A 17681-nucleotide genomic window follows, 5' to 3' on the forward strand; every position below is an offset into this window, starting at 1 on the left:
TTCGATCCATACAGCCAGTACGTCGTCGTCGGCGACCACCTGGACCGGCATTGTCATCCACACGTCTCCGTGCAGAACCTCGCGGCGCCGCACCGTGGACCCGACCGCGAACCTGGGCATGGTCGCCACGTTGACCCGTTCCACCATGCTGTTCGGCGATCTTCTGCGGCAGCTTTCCGTCACAGACTCTCAAAAGCCAGGTGCCCCAGACCTCGCCGGGCTCGAGCATGTGGAAACGGCTCCACACGAGAAGGTTTCAGCCTCGGAGCTGACTGCCGAGATGGGCGGGCTGACGGGTGTCGGGCAGACCGCCCCTGCCGGTCGGATACCTCGACCGCCCTCCCGGATGGGTGTCGCTGGGTGTCGAACCTGGCGGACGGCGACGCTGTGCACTCGACCAGGGAGCCCCGAGGCCCTTGGTGAAAATTCTGGAGTCCGGTGCCTCGGCTCTCCTGACCCCGGTTGCGGTTCTAGCGTCCGAGCAGCACAGGTACCGCTCGGGTATCGGGACGATCGGCAGAGGAGTCCGCACAGATGGCACTGTTCGGCAGGGAGAGACCGCGCCATGTTCGCGGGATGGTCGCGGCCACAGCATTCGCGTCGATCGCCGCCACGCTGGCTGCCGGCGGCATCTCGGCACCAACCCCCGCGGCGGCGCAGACGGCGTGCACCGATGTCGACGTTGTCGTCGCTCGCGGCACCAGCGAACCGCTCGGCGCCGATCCCGGTCTCGGCGCGGTCGTCGGCAACCCGGTGTATCACGCACTCGCACAGCGCTTGTCGAGCTCGCACAGCGCCTATCGCGTCGACTATCCGGCCGGCCTGGTCGAACCCTGGTCGGTGCAGCAGGGCAATCGCGACTTGGTGAAACATGTGACCGACGCGGCGAAGGCCTGCCCGAATCAGCGTTTCGTCCTCGTCGGATATTCGCAAGGCGCGAACGTGGTCGACAATTCGATCGGCATCAGCAGTGTGGGCGCGAAGGTGGGCGGGCCGATCGTTGCCACCCTGCCCGCGTCGGTGGCGCCGAAGATCGCCGCGATTCTGTTGTTCGGCAATCCTATTCGCGGCATCGGTCACAGCGTCACCGGCCCCTACGCGGGCCGCACCTACGACACCTGCACCGCGAACGACCCGGTCTGTGATCCGAAGGGTACGAGCTGGAAAGTGCACCGGACCAGCTACACCGCCGAGGCGGGCGAAGCGGCGGACTTCGCCGCCGCGCATCTGTGAGGAACGCCACGTCCAGAACCACCCGCCCAACCGCATCCCGTGCGGTTCGGCGGGTGGGTGAGGGACCGGAGTCAGATGCCGATCACGCCGCGCATCTGATCGAACCAGTCCACGACCATGTTCACGACCTGAGACAAATCACCGATAATCATCGGGTTCCTCCTTTCGGTAACACTTGCGGACTGCGTATTTCGTCATACCCGGAAGGTCCGGGAATTAACGCCTTCTATCCGTCCAGGTCAGGGCAAAGTTTCACGCCGCCGCAAAACAACCGGTGGTAGTTGGACATTCGATCACGAGCATGGCCGCCACGCGCCGGTAACCCGCAGAACCGCACAGGGACAACCACTTCCACATCAAGCCGGAATTGTTTGCATGACAAACCGTTTCGAACAGTCGGCCGCTACTTCCCGGCCGGTATTCAGGACGTGCGGCGTGCAGGTCGTCGACGATGAGATCCGGTTCCTCCATGGGCGAAGTAGTGCCTCGCCGGCACTCGTGGACCACGCCGGTGCGGCAGTGGTCACAGTGCAGACCCCGGCGCACTCGCCCACCCCTCCCCCCTGAGGGGCTAGCCGATGCGGCGCCCCACGACAACACTGGACGGTATGCGTTTGAACCAGGTCACCGTCGGCAGCACGGACCTCGAACGCTCCGAGCGCTTCTACCGGCTGCTCGGCCTGCGCCTGATCGTCGAGAACGATCATTATCTGCGGTTCGAATGTCCCGCCGGTGAGAGCACCTTTTCGGTCGAACGCGTCGAGACCGTGCCGGCCGATGAGGAAATCACCCTGTATTTCGAGACCGACGACCTCGACGGCGAGTATCGGCGCCTGTCCGACGCCGGCATCGCATTCGACCAGTCCCCCGCCGATATGCCCTGGCTGTGGCGCGAGGCCCGGTTGCGTGACCCCGACGGGCACCGGTTGTGCCTGTTCCATGCCGCCGGCAACCGGCGCAATCCGCCGTGGCGGCTGCCCGACTGATCGACGGGCGCGAACCGCGCGGCACTTTCCTTGCTTGCTAAACTTTGCAATCAAGAGCGACGGGGCAGGCCGTGCGGCCGCGGACCAGAGGGAGTGATTGCGTGCCCGGACTGAGCAGGCCGCTCTATCAGATGAAAGCGGAGTTCTTCAAAACACTGGGGCATCCGATCCGGATTCGCGTGCTCGAACTGCTCAGCGAGCGCGAACACGCGGTCTCCGAGATGCTGACCGAAATCGGTATCGAACCGGCGAATCTGTCGCAGCAGCTCGCGATTCTGCGCCGAGCCGGCCTGGTCGTAGCCCGCCGCGAGGGGCTGTCGGTCACCTATGAGCTCACCTCGCCGCAGGTCGCGGAATTGCTGGCAGTGGCACGAGCGATCCTGACCGGTGTGGTCGCGGGCCAAGCGGAGGCACTGGAAGAGCCCGCCTGACCATCCAGCGGTAGCGGCCGGAACCATCGGTACCCGGGGGCCGAATACACCGTCTGATTGCAGGTTTTCTAAACTAATTACATTGCAGCTTTATCAAGGAGGCAGGTCTCGTGTCCGACAGTTCACGTGTCATCGCACGGCTCGACGAGGTTCCGGTGGCTCACGAGAGCGTTCTGGCGTGGATCGCCGAGGTGGCCGAACTGACGGCCCCCGAGCACATCGTCCTGTGCGACGGCTCCCGCGCGGAGTGGGATCGGCTGACCGCACGATTGGTCGAGAAGGGCACCTTCGTTCCGCTGACCGGCAAGCCGAACTCGTTCTGGTGCGTCTCCGATCCCGAGGACGTCGCGCGGGTGGAGGATCGCACGTTCATCTGCTCCGAACGGGAGACCGACGCCGGTCCGACCAACAACTGGGTCGACCCGGTGGATATGCGCACGGTGATGACCGAGCACTATCGCGGCGCGATGGCCGGTCGGACGATGTATGTCATCGCGTTCTGCATGGGGCCCCTGGATGCGGAGGATCCGAAATTCGGTGTGCAGATCACCGATTCGGAGTATGTGGCGGTGTCGATGCAGATCATGACGCGATCCGGCGACGCGGTATGGGAAAAGCTGACGGCCGGAACGGACTTCGTCAAATGCCTGCATTCGGTCGGGGCGCCGCTGGGCGCCGGTGAGCCGGATGCCGCGTGGCCGTGCGACACCACCAAATACATCTCCCACTTCCCCGAGCGGCGCGAGATCTGGAGCTACGGATCCGGCTACGGCGGCAACGCTCTGCTGGGCAAGAAGTGTTTCGCACTGCGCATCGCCTCGGTGCTCGGCCGGGACGAAGGATGGCTGGCCGAGCACATGCTGATCCTGAAATTGACCTCCCCACAAGGGAAGACACACTACGTCGCCGCGGCGTTCCCGTCGTCGTGCGGCAAGACCAACCTGGCCATGCTCGAACCCGCCCTCGACGGGTGGACCGCCGAGACGGTCGGCGACGATATCGCGTGGCTGCGCTTCGGCGCCGACGGCCGGCTCTACGCGGTCAATCCCGAAGCCGGATTCTTCGGTGTCGCCCCCGGCACCGGCGCCACGACCAACCCCAACGCGATCGCCACCATCGCGAAGGGCAATTCGATCTTCACCAACACCGCCCGTACCGACGACGGGGACGTGTGGTGGGAGGGATTGACCACCGAGCCGCCCGCCCATCTCGTCGACTGGCACGGCAACGACTGGACGCCCGCATCGGAATTGCCTGCCGCGCATCCTAATTCGCGGTACTGCACGCCGATTCGGCAGTGTCCGTCGGTGGCTCCGGAATGGGACGACCCGGCCGGCGTGCCGATTTCGGCGATCTTCTTCGGCGGCCGCCGCGCGACCACCGTCCCACTGGTCGCCGAGTCCTTCGACTGGGCGCACGGAGTGTTCACCGCCTCGGTGCTGTCCTCGGAGACCACCGCCGCCGCGGCCGGGACGGTCGGCGTCGTGCGGCGCGATCCGATGGCGATGCTGCCGTTTCTCGGCTATCACGTCGGTGACTACTTCGCCCACTGGCTCCGGCTCGGCGCCGCCGCCGACCCGGTGAAACTGCCGAAGATATTCCAGGTCAACTGGTTTCGCCGCGGTCCGGAAGGCGAATTCCTGTGGCCCGGGTTCGGCGACAACGTGCGCGTGCTGAAGTGGGCACTGGACCGTCTCGACGGCACCGCCGAGGCGGTCGAGACGCCGATCGGCTATGTGCCGGCAGCCGAGGCGCTCGACCTCACCGGTCTCGACGACCGGCAACGCGCCCGGGCGGCAGCGTCGCTCGCGGTCGACATCGACGAGTGGGTGGCCGAGGTGCCCGCTATCGACCACTGGTACGCCACCATCGGCGGCAATCGACTGCCCGAACCGTTGCGGGAACAGCTCGCCGCGCTGAAACTGCGTCTGGCAGCACGGTTGTGAACATCGCCGCACTGCTCCCCCGCTGGTGCGATTGGCGTCCGGCGGTGCGCGCTCCGGGCCCCGATCTGCTGTCCGGGCTGATCGTCGCCCTGGTGGCGCTGCCGCTGGCACTGGGCTTCGGCATCAGTTCCGGACTCGGCGCCGCGGCTGGACTGACCACCGCGGTCGTCGCGGGCATCGTGGCCGCGATATTCGGCGGCTCCCGGTTCCAGGTGTCGGGTCCGACCGGGGCGATGACCGTCGTGCTGGTTCCGATCGTCCACCAGCACGGCGGGGGCGGGGTGCTGGCCGTGGGCCTGATGGCCGGCATCATGCTGGTGGCGCTCGCGGTCGCCGGGGCCGGGCGTGCGGTGCGATACATGCCGGCCCCGGTGATCGAGGGCTTCACCGCCGGCATCGCCGTGGTGATCGCTTTGCAGCAGTTGCCCAACGCCCTGGGGATCGCGCACGCGCACGGGGACAAGGTCTGGCAGTCGGCCTATGATGCTGTGCGCCAATATATTTCGCATCCGCATCTCGCGCCGGTCGTGATCGCTCTGGCGGTGGCCGCGGTGATGCTGGTGGGCGGTCGGTTCATGCCGAAGCTGCCGTTCGCGTTGCCGGCCGTCGCCGGCGCGACCGTCGTGGTCGCGGTCTTCGACATCCACACCGCGGCCATCGGTGCCCTGCCTTCAGGGCTGAGCGCACCGACCCTGGGCTTCCTCGATTGGGGTAGCCTCGGATCGCTGGTGGCGCCGGCGCTGGCGGTCGCCGCACTGGGCGCCCTCGAATCATTGCTGTCGGCGACCGCCGCGGACGCGATGGCCGTCGGCACCCGTCACGATCCGGACCGCGAATTGTTCGGACAGGGGTTGGCCAATATCGCCGCACCCCTGTTCGGCGGGGTGCCCGCGACCGGCGCGATCGCTCGCACCGCCGTCAACGTCCGCTCCGGCGGCCGCACCCGGCTGGCCGCCCTGACACATGCGGTGGTCCTGGCCGCGATCATCTATGCGGCCGCACCACTGGTCGCCGATATTCCGGTCGCCGCGCTGGCCGGTGTGCTGCTGGCCACGACGGTTCGCATGGTGGAAGCCGCGTCCCTGACCGCCATCGCGCGCGCCTCGCGCGGCGACGCACTCATCATGGCCGCGACATTCCTGGTCACGGTCGCTCTGGACCTGGTGACCGCGGTCGGTGTCGGCGTCGCGATCGCCATCGTGCTGGCCCTGCGCTCGGTGGCGAAAGAGGCTCGGCTGCACCAGGTTCCGCTGGACGAGACCGATCATCTCACCGAGGAACACGGCCTCCTGCACGACGGCATCGTCGCCTACCGCATCGACGGGCCGCTGTTCTTCGCCGCCGCGCACCGCTTCCTGCTGGAGCTGACCGAGGTCACCGACGTCCATGTGGTGGTGCTGCGCATGTCGCATGTCACCACACTCGACACCACCGGCGCGCTGGTCCTCAAGGACGCCGTCACGAAACTGCAGCACCGCCACATCACGGTCCTGATGTCGGGCCTGCGCGAAGACCACCGCCGGCGGCTCGCGATGCTCGGAGCGCTGCCCGCGGGCGGCGAGACGCAGATCTTCGAGCAGACGCCCGACGCGCTCGCGTACGCACGCGCCATGTGATCGCCGAGCCGAAACTTCCCGCCGCTACGGCGATCTCGCCCGGCAGCGGGAGGGTGGCTGGAGATCACAGCACGGCGGCCGGACCGTGTCCCCGAGACGCGGTCCGGCCGGCGCGAGCTGTCAGACTCGGTGTGGATCCCACGTGGCGATCGCCCAGATCACCACGATGTCGAGGGCGATGACCAGGATCGACCACCACGGATAGTGCGGCAGCCACAGGAAATTGGCGATGATCGACAGGCCCAGTAGCGCGATCGCCAGCATCTGTCCCCAGGTCGAACGGGTGAACAAACCGGCGGCGGCCGCCACCATCAGGACGCCGAGGATGAGGTGGATCCAGCCCCATCCGCTGATGTCGAACTTGTAGATGTAGTCCGGCCCGGAGACGTAGACGTCGTCCTTCGCGATGGCCGAAACGCCCTGCAGGATGGACACGACTCCGGTGACGGCCAACAGGGCCGCCGCGGCCAGCGAAGTACCGGCCGCCACCGCATGCCGGGTGTCGGATCGCCCATTCGGTGTTCCGTGTTGCGTAGCCGTCACGACGGCTCACCCCTTTTCGTGAACCTCGCCGGCGGGCCATCCGCCGGCGTGCACCGACATGCGTCGGTCCTGGTGGGTTTGTGACATGCGGCGCTGCGCTGCCTCCTGACCAGCCGCCGCGGCGGATGATGGTCCCGGTTCGCTCACCGACCTGGTACATCCCTCGATGGACGAATTCGGCGAGCCGACCGGGCATCTAACGATTCGTCGCGGAAAAGGTCGCGGATAATCACGAACCGGTGCACCGGTCGATCGACCTCGAAACGTAACCGAATTGCCGGTTCGGCGTCACCCGGCAGTCGACGAGGGCTCCGGACCGGCCGTGGTTTCCGGTGCCGCGGGCCGCGCGAGAATTTCGATGACCAGCAGCAGCGCGCCCGCGACCAGCGCGATGCCGATCACGACCAGGCCGGTGGCGTAGGGCCACAGCACCAGGACGAGCACAGCGCCGGCCAGCACCGCCAGGCGCAGCGGTGTCCGATAGCGCGCGACGAACGCCTCGACCACAGTGGGCGGGCGCCCGCGCCGGCGGCGAGCGGCGACCATGAGCCGCCCGAAACCTGAACGCACCGACTGCGCCGAGCGGGACGACCCCGCCAGATAACCCACCGCGGCCACGACCAGGCTCAGCACCGCGACCGCGCGCAGCGACACCCGCAGGGGGTGGATCACGGTGTCGAACAGTGCGCCGGCGGCCGGTGGTGACAAGGCATCGGGGGGAACGGAATCGAGGTAGATGCTGCGTGCGATCACCACCCCGATGGCCAGCAGTACCATCGCGACCGCGCCGGCGACGCCGACCAGAGCGAGGGTCCGCAGCCGCCGCCCGCGGGGAGCCAGCCACACCGCGCCCGCGGCGGTGGCCAACGCCACCCACGGCAGGATGTTCGCCGACCGATCGAGCGTGCGCAGCCACGATTGGTACTTGGGCAGCTCGGTCGCGTGGAAGAGGACGAATTGCGCGTCGACATCCGGAATCTTGTCCGCGAAGCTGATTCCGCGTGCGTCGAGACGTTCGCGCACCGTCGCCAGGATCGGCTTCAGCGAAATGCTCACGGTGCCGTTGTCGCTGACCTCGATTCCGGGTCTGGTCTCGCCCTTGACCACGTGGACCAATGCGTCGTGCGCGCGGCGGTTGGCCGTGTCCCACGCCTCGCGGAATTGATCGCTGGTCACGACTGCCGTTGCGGCCTGGTGAATGTAGTTCTCGGCCTGGTCGGCCACCAGCGCGGGCAGACTGTCGAGCGCCGCGACCGCACGCGGACGGTCCGACAATTGCCCGACGTTCTGCGTGAGCGCGTTGACCGCGTCGGCCGTGTACGCCTTGATGTCGACGCGGGTGACGATCGCATCGGTGATCTTGTCCGCCAGCTCCTTCTGGATCGCCGGATCGGTCGCCAGGGGTGCGACGGTCGTGACATAGCGGTCGGTGTCGAAGATCTGGCTGCGCACGAAGCGTGTCGTCACCGATCCGATGATCAGCACCGCGGTGAGGATCAGCAGCAGCACGACCCCGGTCCAGCGCCACGCGTGCCGACGGGTTCCGCGCGGTGGATGCGCCGCGACATAGGCGCGTAATCGCTCGAGTTCGGCGCGGTCGTCGGCGGACAGTTCCGCATTCGACTCCGGCGGCCGGGCATCTCGATCATCGGCGGACATGACGGCTCAGACCCTTCCGGGCCGATCGGCACGGCCCAGAACTGATTCGGCGCCGCTGCCTTCGGAGGAACAACGCATTCGCCGCGGGCCCCGGATCGATCCCACTCCGTGACCGGTCGGTGCCCGCCACGACATCCGGCGGGCCGGCGCGGGCGAGGAAACGACCCGCTCGGACCGCGCTCTATTCGTGCGGCAGTTCGCCGGTGACGATGTGGTCGGCGAGGTTGAGACCTTCGCGGGCGAGGCGGGCGAGGTGGCCGTCGCGGATGCGGTAGATGATGCGGCGGCCTTCACGGCGGGTCTCGACCATGCCGGTGAAGCGCAGTTTCGCCAAATGCTGGCTGACCGCGGTGCGGGAGCCACCGCAGGCCTCGGTGAGGGCGGTGACGTCGGCCTCACCGTCGGCGAGAACCCAGAGGATGTGCAGCCGGGTCGGATCGGCGAGCATCCGGAACACCGAGGTGGCGGCCTCGAGACGGGCCGGATCGGGGGCGACGAGGTGCACCAGGCTGGGCGGCAGGGCGTCGACTGCGGGGGTTTCCTCACCGGTCATGGGCTGGTTCACCGACTTCCTGCTGTGGCCATCTGCGCACCCGACGATACGTGGACCGGCCACATCCGCGTGGCAACCACGGCGGCGACCGCGGCCAAGACGGTCGAAATCACCGCCGCCCAGGCTTGTCCGGCGGCGGCGCCCAGCCAGCCGGCGATCGGATAGGTCACCAGGAAACAGGCATGCGAGAGCGAGAACTGCGCGGTGAACACGGCGGTGCGAGTACCGCTGTCGGATTGGGCGCGCAACAATCGCGCCGAGGGCGTGTTGATCAGCGAGGTACCCACGCCCATCGCCGACCACGCCACCACCAGCAGCATCCAGCCCGTCCGCGGCCCGGGCTCGAGTGCGGCGAGCAGCGCGGCGCCGGCGAGGCCGACAGGCAGGATCGCGCAGCCGGTCAGCATGAGGCGGCGATCGGGTATTCCGGTGAGCAGCCGCGGAATCGCCAGCGCGACGATCATCGAACCAGCACCGAAGCAGCCCAGTGCCACCGCGACCGCGGGCGCGGGCCCGTGCAGCAGTCCGCGCACGTAGACCACGGTGTTGACGACGACCAGCGCGGTCGCCGCGGCGACGGCGACGTTCATCGCCAGCAGTCCGCGCAGCACCGGGCTCGCCGCCATCAGGCGTGCGCCCCACGTGATCCGGGCCGGCAGCGAACCGGTCCGGTCGGCGGGCACCGATCGAGGCAGCGTGGTGCGCACGACCATGATCGCCGAGGTCGCGAAACCCGCTGCGGTGCCGACGAACAGCAGGTGGTAGCCGACCACGGTCAGCAAGGCCGCCGCCACGACGGGACTGAGCAGCGATTCCAGGTCGTAGGCCAGCCGCGAGAGCGACAGCCCGCGGGTGTAGTCCTCCTCGTCGGGCAGGATCGACGGGATGACCGCCTGGAATGCGGGAGTGAACGTGGCCGAGGCCGCCTGCAGCACGAAGATCAGGACATAGATCTGCCAGACGTGTGTGACCAGCGGCAACAGCAATGCGATGACCAGCCGGACCACGTCGGCCGATACCAGCAGTACCCGCCGCGGCACCCGGTCGGTCAGCGCCGAGGTCACCGGCGCCACGAAGACGTAGGCGACCATCTTGATCGCCAGCGCCGTGCCCAGCACCGCACCGGCATCGGTTCCGGCCAGATCGTAGGCCGCCAAACCCAGCGCGACCGTCAGCAGACCGGTCCCGAGCAGCGCCACCACCTGCGCGGTGAACAAGCGCCGGAAACGGTCGTGCCGCAAGACCTCCAGCACGTCGGAACCTCCGGAATCCGCGGTACGCATCGAATACCGCCAGTTTAAGACAATAGGTGCGCAATTGCGAACCTATTGTCGTCTGTCTCGGTTCGATGGCCCCGCGCCACAATTCGATCTCCGCCGAGAACTGGAGGTAGGTTCGGGACGACAGGCCGAGAGCGGCCGTCGGCGAGAGCGCAAGGAGGTCCAGCGTGCACGGGATCTCGCTCGAGGCGGACCGCTGGCGGGAACGGCTACGCACCAATCTCTGGTTCGTCCCGACCCTGGAAGTCCTGGCCGCGGTCGCGCTGTTCGCGCTGACCTTCACCCTGGACCGCGCGGCCTACCACAGCGGCACGAACCTGCCCACCTGGGTGCTGGGCGGCACGCCCGATGCGGCACGCCAGGTACTGACCTCCATCGCCGCCGCGATCATCACCGTGGTCGGTGTCGTCTTCTCGATCACGATCCTCGCGCTGACGCTGGCCTCCACCCAGTTCGGGCCGCGCATGTTGCGCAATTTCATCCGCGACCGCGGCACCCAGCTGACCCTCGGCACCTTCGTCGCGACCTTCGTCTACGCGATCGCGGCGCTGGTGTCGGTCGGCGAGGATTTCGTTCCGCACATCAGCGCCACGGTCTCGATCGGCTCGCTGGTGGTCGATCTGGCGGTGCTCATCTACTTCATCAATCACATCGGCGGACAGATCCAATTACCGAATGTGGTCGCCGATATCGCGCGCGAAGTGCGCACCGCCGTCGACGCCAACGTCGACATCACCGTGAGCGGGGCGAAACACGGTCCGTCGGCGCGTGAACTTCGCGATCTGCTGGCGCGATCCGGCGGCGAGGTGCGCACCTCCAACAGCGGATATCTCCAGTACATCCGCTACGAGCGGCTGGTCCGGCTGGCCGCCGAGGCGGATGCGGTCATCCATTTGCCTTATCGCCCAGGACATTTCGTGACCGAGGGGCAGGTGATCGCGCGAGTGTGGCCGGCGCAGGCCGCGAAGGGGATCGAGAAGAAGTTCTCCCGCGGCCACGTCACCGGGTCGATGCGCAGCCTGGTGCAGGACGTGTCCTTCGGTGTCGATCAGATCGTCGAGGTCGCCCTGCGCGCGCTCGCCTCCGCGACCAACGACACGTTCACGGTGCTGACGTGTATCGACTGGCTCGGCGACTGCCTGTCGCGGATCGCGGTCACCTGGGAACCGAATCCGGTGCGCCGCGACAAGGACGGTCATATCCGGGTGCTCGCCGCACAGGTCAGCTACGAGCGGCTGGTTCAGCGCGCCTTCGAGAAGATCCGCCAGGCCGGTGCCGGGCAACCGGCCGTGATGATCCGCCAGCTCGACGCGCTGGCGCAGATCGCCGACCGCGTCACCGATCCCGATCGGCTGCGGGTGATCCTCGAACAGGCGACGATGATCGAGCACGCGGTCCCGCTCATACCGGAGGAACCCGACCGCGCCGACGTCCTGCGCCGATGCCACGCCCTCCACGCCCAGATCTCGGCGGAACGCGCAGAACTCGCCACCCGGACCCGAAAGTCCACGCCCGCATCGAATCCGGCACCGTGACCGCTGCGGCGGTGCTCAGATCGGCGCGGGCGGTGCGGAATCCGAGACGTCGAACCGCACCCCGGTTCGCAGCAGGTCGGTCGCGGAGAGCCCGAAGGTGTGCCGGAAGGTGTCACTGAAGTGCGACGGTGAGGCGAAGCCGGCATCGACCGCGCTGCGGGTCAGGTCGTATCCGCAGGCGAGGCCGTGCACGACCCGGAGCAGACGCGCCCACTGCTGATACCGGCGGAAGGTGGTGCCGGTATCCCGGGCGAACAGACGCAGGAAATACGAGGTCGACATTCCGAGCCGGGCCGCGACCGCCGGGGCGCGGTACCCCCGGTCGGGCGCGTTCCGGATGGTCTCGGCGAGCCGGGTGATCCGCGGGTCGGCGGCCGAGCCGGTCGTCGGCCCAGCCCGCAGCCCGATGTAGCCGGCGATCACGTCGGGTGCGGCGCCGTCGCGGCAGGCCGCCGCGATCCCGCCCTCGGACCGATAGCCGAAACCGAAGGGGCCGAAGGACTCTCGCACCGCACCCGACGCATCGGATACCGGCCGGCGCGCCGGATCGGCGAACAACAGCAACACCCGCCCCTCGGGAACCAGCACCCGATGGGGAACACGCGCGGGAGCGTAGACACTGCCCGGGCGCATCGAGCCGACTCCCGGAGATTCGAAGATCAGCGGCCCGTCCACGCCCACATTGAGCACGTCGACCGCCGCCGCATGCGGCCTCACCCCGATGTTGGGACCGAGATATCCGGCGTGACCGGGCCTGATCCACACCAGCGGCGGCGGTTGGCCACCGCACGTTTTCGGAAGTCCCGCGGCGCGCACACCTGCGACGCTAGCGCCACGACGGCTACGCGTCGACCCCTTCGAGAAGGAGTGACCACCATGTCCCCAACCGGCATCTCCGCCACCGCGGATGCCTTCCGGCTGTCGGCGGCGACAACGCTGCGGGCACATGCGCAGTCGGGCTTCGGCGCCTCGGATTTCCGCCTGTACCGCCCGTGGTATCCGACCGCCACCACTACCTGGCCGGAACGAATATTGTCGAGTGTCAACGAATTTCGTCCGCACCGTCTGTCCGATCTGGTCCCGGTCGCCACGATCTCGGCGCGGCTGGAGAAGCAGGTGCTGCGGACCGACGGCGCGCTGGGAATCGTCACCAGCTATCAACCGTGGGGACGGATCACCTATTCGCTGTCGCTGTGGGCCGATGCCGACGCGCTGGAGGAGTTCACCGGCAGCCCGGACCACGTCACGGTGATGAACATCTACCGCTCCCGCGGCTACCTGCGCCACATCCACTGGTGGGGCCGGCATCGATCGATCGGTGAGTCGATGGCCGAGGCGCATCGTCGCCTGGACGCGGGCGAAGGGCGGCGTGTGGGTGAACCCCGCGACCGGTGGGCCCGCCGCGACCAGGAGCGGACGGCCGCCGCGGCATCCGATCCCGCGCGGTGAAGATCCTCGTGCTCGGCGGGTACGGCGCGGTCGGCACCCATGTGGTCACCGAACTCCGCCGCACCGGCGTCACCGCGGTCGCGGCCGGGCGTGACCCCGCTCGCGCGGATACGACCGTCGACCTCGCCGATCCCCTGCTCACCGGATATCGGGCGGCGCCGGCGGGCGCCGATGCCTGCGCGTTCGTGACCTGTCGGACCTTCCCGGCGACGAAATCTCCGTCGGCCGAACCCCGTGACGCACGGATCGGTCGTCGCCACCGGTCCGACCGATCTTCGTCCCCGATGTCGATTTCGGCGACGGCCGTTCGTATGGGAGGTGAGGGTCGCGATCGTGCGCGTCCCCGCAATCGAGAGGAGCAGGCGATGCGAACGATCACGGCGACGATGAATGTCACGCTCGACGGTGTCGTCCAGGGGCTGGGCCGCGCGGACGAGGACACCCGGGGCGGTTTCCCGTTCGGCGGCTGGGGGCAGCGATTTCACGACGAGGTGCTCGTCCGGGAAATGGGCAGGGATATGGCCGAACCCGGCGACATGCTGTTCGGGCGTCGCACCTGGGAGGACTTCACCACCGTGTGGGGACGGGCCGACGACAATCCGTACAGCAGGCATATGAACGCGGCGACGAAGTATGTCGCGTCGACCGGGCTGAACGACGTCGGCGCGTGGCAGAACTCGATCCTGCTGCGCGGCGACGCGACTCGGACCGTGCGCGACGTGAAGTCGCGTCCCGGGAGGAATCTGTCGATCATCGGCAGCGCGGCCCTGGTGCGCAGCCTGCACGGCGCCGGATTGATCGATCGGTACACGCTGGTGATCCACCCGCTCACCCTCGGCGCGGGGACCAGGTTGTTCGAGGGTGCCGCGCCGTTGACCGAATTTCGCCTCCTCGGTAGCGTCGCGACCACCACGGGCGTGATCATCGCCCGCTACGCCCGGCGCTGAGGAGAGGGCCGTGCCCGAGTATCTGCTCTCGATCTACCAACCCGACAGCGGGGCGCCCGATGCCGAGACCATGGACCGGATCATGGCCGACCTGCACCGGCTCGACGAGGAGCTGCGCGACAGCGGATCGTGGGTGTTCACCGGCGGCCTGCACGGGCCCGGCAGTGCGACCGTGGTGCGAGCCGACGGGTTGATCACCGACGGGCCCTACCTGGAGGGCAAGGAACATATCGGCGGGATCTGGGTGATCACCGCACCCGATCTGGATGCGGCGCTGGCATGGGGACGCAAGGCCGCGGCGGCCACCACGTTGCCGATCGAAATCCGCCCGTTCCAGGACGTTCCGCCGTTCTGACGCGATGACACCGGAGCAGATCGCCGCCGTCTTCCGTGCCGAATACGGCCGGTCCGTCGCCGTGCTGATCCGCATGCTCGGCGATATCGACCTGGCCGAGGACGCGGTCGCCGACGCCTTCGCCATCGCGCTGCACCGCTGGCCACAGGACGGGCCGCCGCCGAGTCCGGCCGGCTGGATCATCACCACCGCCCGGCGCCGAGCCATCGACCAACTGCGTCGCGAATCCGCCAGGGCAGGCAAGTACGCCGAGGCGGCGATCCTGCACGCCCCGCCCGATGACATCGAGGAGAGCGCCGTGCCCGACGAGCGGCTCCGGCTGATCTTCACCTGCTGCCATCCGGCGCTGAACCGGCCCGCGCAGGTCGCGCTCACCCTGCGGCTGCTGGGCGGGCTGACGACACCCGAAATCGCCCGCGCGTTCCTGGTCCGGGAGACGACGATGGCGCAGCGGCTGACCCGCGCCAAGGCCAAGATCCGCGACGCCCGCATCCCCTACCGGGTGCCCGGCGAGGCGGATCTGCCCGAACGGCTCGACTCCGTTCTCGCCGCCCTGTTTCTCATCTTCAACGAGGGATATGTCGCATCGTCGGGCCCGGAACTGCTGCGCGCGGACCTGTGCGAGGAGGCCATCCGCCTCACCCGCGCGCTGGTCGCGTCGATGCCCGACGAACCGGAGGCGGCGGGCCTGCTCGCCCTCATGCTGCTCACCCACGCTCGCCGCGACGCCCGCACCGATGCGTCCGGCGCTTTCGTCCGGCTCGGCGACCAGGACCGCGGTCGCTGGGATACCGCACTGGTCGCGGAGGGCCGGGCCATCGTCCGCGCCTGCCTGCGCCGCAACCGGCCCGGCCGCTACCAGCTGCTCGCCGCGATCAATGCCGCGCACACCGATGCGGTCACCGACTGGACGCAGATCCTCGCGCTCTACGACCGGCTGGCGCGGCTCGACCCGAATCCGGTTGTGGCACTTCATCGAGCGGTGGCGGTGGCCGAGGTCGACGGACCGGCCGCGGCGCTGACTCTCGTGGACGCTGTGCCACTGAGCGAGCACTACCTGTTCCATGCCGTCCGCGCGGATCTGCTCGCCCGTCTGGGCCGGGCGGACGAGGCGAGACGCAGCTTCGAGACCGCCGCCCGCCTCACCGACAACCAGCGCGAACGCGACTACCTGGCCACCCGCAGCGCAGCGCTGACCCGCTGACCGGTCACCGCGCCCGCGCCACCGCCCGTATCGCCCGCAGTCGCCCATCGGCCGGCGCCCCGGTCGATTTCGGCGCGGGCCGCGTCGAGACCCGGGTCGGCAGCACCGACGCCACCGATCTGGTCCTCGACGGGCCTGCCGATCCGGTGCACCGTGGGGTGCTCACCCGTCTACGTCCCCTCGCCGCACAGTCATAGCCGCCGCACAGGCGAGACCGCGGGCGCACACATCCGCACCGCACAGGATCGGTGCGTACCCGAACGGAATGTGCCGAAGGAGAATTCACGGTGAAGATGATGAAGTCGAAGCTCGCGAAGGCGGCGGTGGCCGGTGGCGTCGTACTCGGAACGGTCGGTATCGGTGCCGGTGTGGCCAGCGCTGACCCCGGCCACCAGCAGCAGCAACCGGCTCCCGAACAGCACCAGCCGACGCAGCAGCACCAGAATCAGCAGCCGAACCCGCAACCGGCCCAGCACGGCTTCTGGCTGTTCGGGCAGTGGATCCCGCTGCCCTGACACAATGCGCGAACACCCGCGCCGCATCATCGCGGCGCGGGTGTTCTGCTGTCTGCGAACGGATTTCAGAGATGATCGGCGTCGATCACGGCCTGCGCGAAGGCCGCGGGCGCTTCCTGCGGGACATCGTGGCCGACCCCCGGCAGCGTGCGGTGCTCGTACTTGCCGGTGAACTTGGCGCGGTAGCTCTTGCCGTCGGCATTGGCGCCGTCGAAATCGCTGCCGATGGTGACGGTCGGGACGGTGATCGCCGGGCCCTGGGCCAGCGTGGCCTCCTCCGCGGCGTACTGCGGTTCGCCCGGGATCAGGCCCAGGCGCCAGCGGTAGTTGGAGATCACGACGTCGACATGGTCGGGATTGTCGAACGAGGCGGCGCTGCGGTCGTAGGTGGCGTCGTCGAAGTTCCACTTCGGCGAGGCGGTCTTCCAGATGTACTTGTCGAAGTCGTGGACGTTGCGGCGGTAGCCGAGCACGCCGCGGTCGGTGGCGAAGTAGTACTGGTACCACCAGCCGGCCTCCGCGGCCGGCGCGAGCGGCTGCTGATTGGCCGCGACATCGGTGATCAGATAGCCACTCACGGCCACCAGCGCCTTCACCCGCTGCGGCCACAGCGCCGCGATCACGTCGGCAGTCCTTGCGCCCCAGTCGTATCCACCGAAGACCGCCTTGTCGATGCGCAGGGCGTCCATGAGCGCGATGACGTCGTGCGCGACCGCCGCCTGCTCGCCGTTGCGCGCGGTGTCCGGGGACAGGAATCGGGTCGGACCGTAGCCACGCAGATACGGCACGATCACCCGGTAGCCCTGGGCGGCCAGCCGCGGGCCGACGTCGATGTAGCTCGCCGGATCGTAGGGCCAGCCGTGGATCAGCACGACCGCCGGCCCGTTCTCCGGACCGTATTCGACATAGGCGGTGTCGAGGACGCCGGCGTTGATGTGCTTGATCGGGCCGAGGGCGGTGTGTTCACCGGCGCCGGCGCCCGCGGCGCTCGCCGGATCGGCGGGAGTCTGCGCATCCGTCCCCGACGAGCACGCCGCCAGTGACGCGACTACCGCCGCCGCCGCGATGATCTGCGCGAACCGTTTCTTGGTGAACATCTGCTCATCTCCCGTGTCCTCGTCCGCCGCGCCCACTGCCACGGCTTCGATAGGACAAACGGTAGGCGGCACGGGTGTGCGGTCGCGCCCGTCGGATGACGGCATGTGCGTACGTCATCGGCGCCCGGACTACGTCACCGGATCCGCCGGGGTGCGCAACGCGTCGGCCAGTTCGGCGCGGGAGGTGACACCGAGTTTCGGGAAGATGCGGTGCAGGTGGGTGCTGACGGTCCGATGCGACAGATACAGTCGCTGCCCGATCTCGCGATTGGTGAGCCCCTCGGCGGCCAGCTGCGCGATACCGAGCTCGTGCGGGGTCAGGCTGTCGCGCG

At 68.4% G+C, this 17681-nt stretch carries 19 protein-coding genes; 11 read left to right on the top strand and 8 right to left on the bottom strand.

All coding sequences use genetic code 11. The features are described from left to right. Positions 1–576 precede the first annotated feature (576 nt). Positions 577–1233 carry a cutinase family protein gene (locus tag ON23_RS30455; protein ID WP_039782630.1) on the top strand — a complete coding sequence of 219 codons (657 nt, stop codon included), beginning with the start codon at positions 577–579 and terminating at the stop codon, positions 1231–1233. Positions 1234–1485: 252 nt separating this feature from the next. Here ON23_RS30455 and ON23_RS38220 read toward each other — a convergent pair whose 3' ends face one another. Further along, entirely contained in the window at positions 1486–1704 is a 219-nt protein-coding gene (locus ON23_RS38220; protein WP_157170336.1) for a hypothetical protein, read from the bottom strand. A 137-nt stretch (positions 1705–1841) separates the two neighbouring features. Here ON23_RS38220 and ON23_RS30460 point away from each other — a divergent pair, with 137 nt between their 5' ends. From ON23_RS30460 to ON23_RS30475, 4 genes are all read left to right on the top strand, one after another. After that, on the top strand, positions 1842–2219 hold the full coding sequence (locus ON23_RS30460) for a VOC family protein (protein WP_039782631.1): 378 nt from the start codon (positions 1842–1844) through the stop codon (positions 2217–2219). A 131-nt stretch (positions 2220–2350) separates the two neighbouring features. Beyond that, positions 2351–2650 carry an ArsR/SmtB family transcription factor gene (locus tag ON23_RS30465; protein ID WP_039782632.1) on the top strand — a complete coding sequence of 100 codons (300 nt, stop codon included), beginning with the start codon at positions 2351–2353 and terminating at the stop codon, positions 2648–2650. Between the two features lie 110 nt (positions 2651–2760). Then, positions 2761–4596: a phosphoenolpyruvate carboxykinase (GTP) gene (locus ON23_RS30470; RefSeq protein WP_039782634.1), complete on the top strand. Its 1836-nt coding sequence runs from the start codon at positions 2761–2763 to the stop codon at positions 4594–4596. Further along, the gene (locus ON23_RS30475; RefSeq protein ID WP_245556193.1) at positions 4593–6212 is read left to right on the top strand and encodes a SulP family inorganic anion transporter; all 1620 of its coding nucleotides are present in this window, start codon (positions 4593–4595) and stop codon (positions 6210–6212) included. The genes ON23_RS30470 and ON23_RS30475 overlap by 4 nt, the downstream gene beginning before the upstream one ends. A 120-nt stretch (positions 6213–6332) precedes the next feature. Here the strand turns inward: ON23_RS30475 and ON23_RS30480 are convergent, their stop codons facing one another. From ON23_RS30480 to ON23_RS30495, 4 genes are all read right to left on the bottom strand, one after another. Further along, positions 6333–6755 carry a DUF7144 family membrane protein gene (locus tag ON23_RS30480; RefSeq protein WP_051043580.1) on the bottom strand — a complete coding sequence of 141 codons (423 nt, stop codon included), beginning with the start codon at positions 6753–6755 and terminating at the stop codon, positions 6333–6335. A 288-nt stretch (positions 6756–7043) separates the two neighbouring features. Beyond that, positions 7044–8414 (bottom strand): hypothetical protein, encoded by a 1371-nt coding sequence (locus ON23_RS30485; protein ID WP_039782637.1) that lies wholly within the window; start codon positions 8412–8414, stop codon positions 7044–7046. A gap of 181 nt (positions 8415–8595) precedes the next feature. Then, on the bottom strand, positions 8596–8967 hold the full coding sequence (locus ON23_RS30490) for an ArsR/SmtB family transcription factor (RefSeq protein WP_036508374.1): 372 nt from the start codon (positions 8965–8967) through the stop codon (positions 8596–8598). An 8-nt stretch (positions 8968–8975) separates the two neighbouring features. Beyond that, the gene (locus tag ON23_RS30495) at positions 8976–10220 is read right to left on the bottom strand and encodes an MFS transporter (protein WP_039782643.1); all 1245 of its coding nucleotides are present in this window, start codon (positions 10218–10220) and stop codon (positions 8976–8978) included. Between the two features lie 194 nt (positions 10221–10414). Here ON23_RS30495 and ON23_RS30500 point away from each other — a divergent pair, with 194 nt between their 5' ends. Further along, positions 10415–11782: a DUF2254 domain-containing protein gene (locus ON23_RS30500; protein WP_051043581.1), complete on the top strand. Its 1368-nt coding sequence runs from the start codon at positions 10415–10417 to the stop codon at positions 11780–11782. Between the two features lie 15 nt (positions 11783–11797). On the opposite strand, the gene ON23_RS38225 is transcribed toward ON23_RS30500, so the two are convergent. Continuing rightward, on the bottom strand, positions 11798–12598 hold the full coding sequence (locus tag ON23_RS38225; protein ID WP_063821364.1) for an AraC family transcriptional regulator: 801 nt from the start codon (positions 12596–12598) through the stop codon (positions 11798–11800). A 60-nt stretch (positions 12599–12658) separates the two neighbouring features. On the opposite strand from ON23_RS38225, the gene ON23_RS38230 reads away from it, so the two are divergent. The 5 genes from ON23_RS38230 (at position 12659) to ON23_RS30535 (ending at position 16252) form a co-directional block, all read left to right on the top strand. Next, positions 12659–13231, top strand: coding sequence for a hypothetical protein (locus ON23_RS38230; protein ID WP_157170337.1), 573 nt, complete (start codon positions 12659–12661; stop codon positions 13229–13231). After that, positions 13228–14178, top strand: coding sequence for a dihydrofolate reductase family protein (locus ON23_RS39490; RefSeq protein WP_245556195.1), 951 nt, complete (start codon positions 13228–13230; stop codon positions 14176–14178). The genes ON23_RS38230 and ON23_RS39490 overlap by 4 nt, the downstream gene beginning before the upstream one ends. Before the next feature lie 10 nt (positions 14179–14188). Continuing rightward, positions 14189–14533, top strand: coding sequence for a YciI family protein (locus ON23_RS30520; RefSeq protein ID WP_039782638.1), 345 nt, complete (start codon positions 14189–14191; stop codon positions 14531–14533). A gap of 4 nt (positions 14534–14537) precedes the next feature. After that, positions 14538–15737, top strand: a complete 1200-nt coding sequence (locus ON23_RS30525; protein ID WP_039782639.1) for an RNA polymerase sigma factor — start codon at positions 14538–14540, stop codon at positions 15735–15737. Between the two features lie 296 nt (positions 15738–16033). After that, positions 16034–16252 (top strand): hypothetical protein, encoded by a 219-nt coding sequence (locus tag ON23_RS30535; protein WP_039782650.1) that lies wholly within the window; start codon positions 16034–16036, stop codon positions 16250–16252. A 65-nt stretch (positions 16253–16317) separates the two neighbouring features. On the opposite strand, the gene ON23_RS30540 is transcribed toward ON23_RS30535, so the two are convergent. Together ON23_RS30540 and ON23_RS30545 are read right to left on the bottom strand one after the other, a co-directional pair. Continuing rightward, entirely contained in the window at positions 16318–17349 is a 1032-nt protein-coding gene (locus ON23_RS30540; RefSeq protein WP_039782651.1) for an alpha/beta fold hydrolase, read from the bottom strand. Between the two features lie 129 nt (positions 17350–17478). Beyond that, positions 17479–17681 (bottom strand): helix-turn-helix domain-containing protein (locus tag ON23_RS30545; protein WP_039782641.1); only part of this gene is annotated, 203 nt, incomplete at its 5' end.

The organism is Nocardia cerradoensis NBRC 101014 (assembly GCF_000308535.1).
In the GTDB taxonomy this organism is placed as follows: Bacteria; Actinomycetota; Actinomycetes; order Mycobacteriales; family Mycobacteriaceae; genus Nocardia; species Nocardia cerradoensis.

What these genes read in the sequence shown, in the direction of transcription:
- ON23_RS30455 (WP_039782630.1), top strand. Translation starts at nt 577, where the DNA reads ATGGTCGCGGCCACAGCATTCGCGTCGATCGCCGCCACGCTGGCTGCC.
- ON23_RS38220 (WP_157170336.1), bottom strand. Translation starts at nt 1,704, where the DNA reads ATGGAGGAACCGGATCTCATCGTCGACGACCTGCACGCCGCACGTCCT.
- ON23_RS30460 (WP_039782631.1), top strand. Translation starts at nt 1,842, where the DNA reads ATGCGTTTGAACCAGGTCACCGTCGGCAGCACGGACCTCGAACGCTCC.
- ON23_RS30465 (WP_039782632.1), top strand. Translation starts at nt 2,351, where the DNA reads ATGAAAGCGGAGTTCTTCAAAACACTGGGGCATCCGATCCGGATTCGC.
- ON23_RS30485 (WP_039782637.1), bottom strand. Translation starts at nt 8,414, where the DNA reads ATGTCCGCCGATGATCGAGATGCCCGGCCGCCGGAGTCGAATGCGGAA.
- ON23_RS30490 (WP_036508374.1), bottom strand. Translation starts at nt 8,967, where the DNA reads ATGACCGGTGAGGAAACCCCCGCAGTCGACGCCCTGCCGCCCAGCCTG.
- ON23_RS38230 (WP_157170337.1), top strand. Translation starts at nt 12,659, where the DNA reads ATGTCCCCAACCGGCATCTCCGCCACCGCGGATGCCTTCCGGCTGTCG.
- ON23_RS30525 (WP_039782639.1), top strand. Translation starts at nt 14,538, where the DNA reads ATGACACCGGAGCAGATCGCCGCCGTCTTCCGTGCCGAATACGGCCGG.
- ON23_RS30535 (WP_039782650.1), top strand. Translation starts at nt 16,034, where the DNA reads ATGAAGTCGAAGCTCGCGAAGGCGGCGGTGGCCGGTGGCGTCGTACTC.
- ON23_RS30540 (WP_039782651.1), bottom strand. Translation starts at nt 17,349, where the DNA reads ATGTTCACCAAGAAACGGTTCGCGCAGATCATCGCGGCGGCGGCGGTA.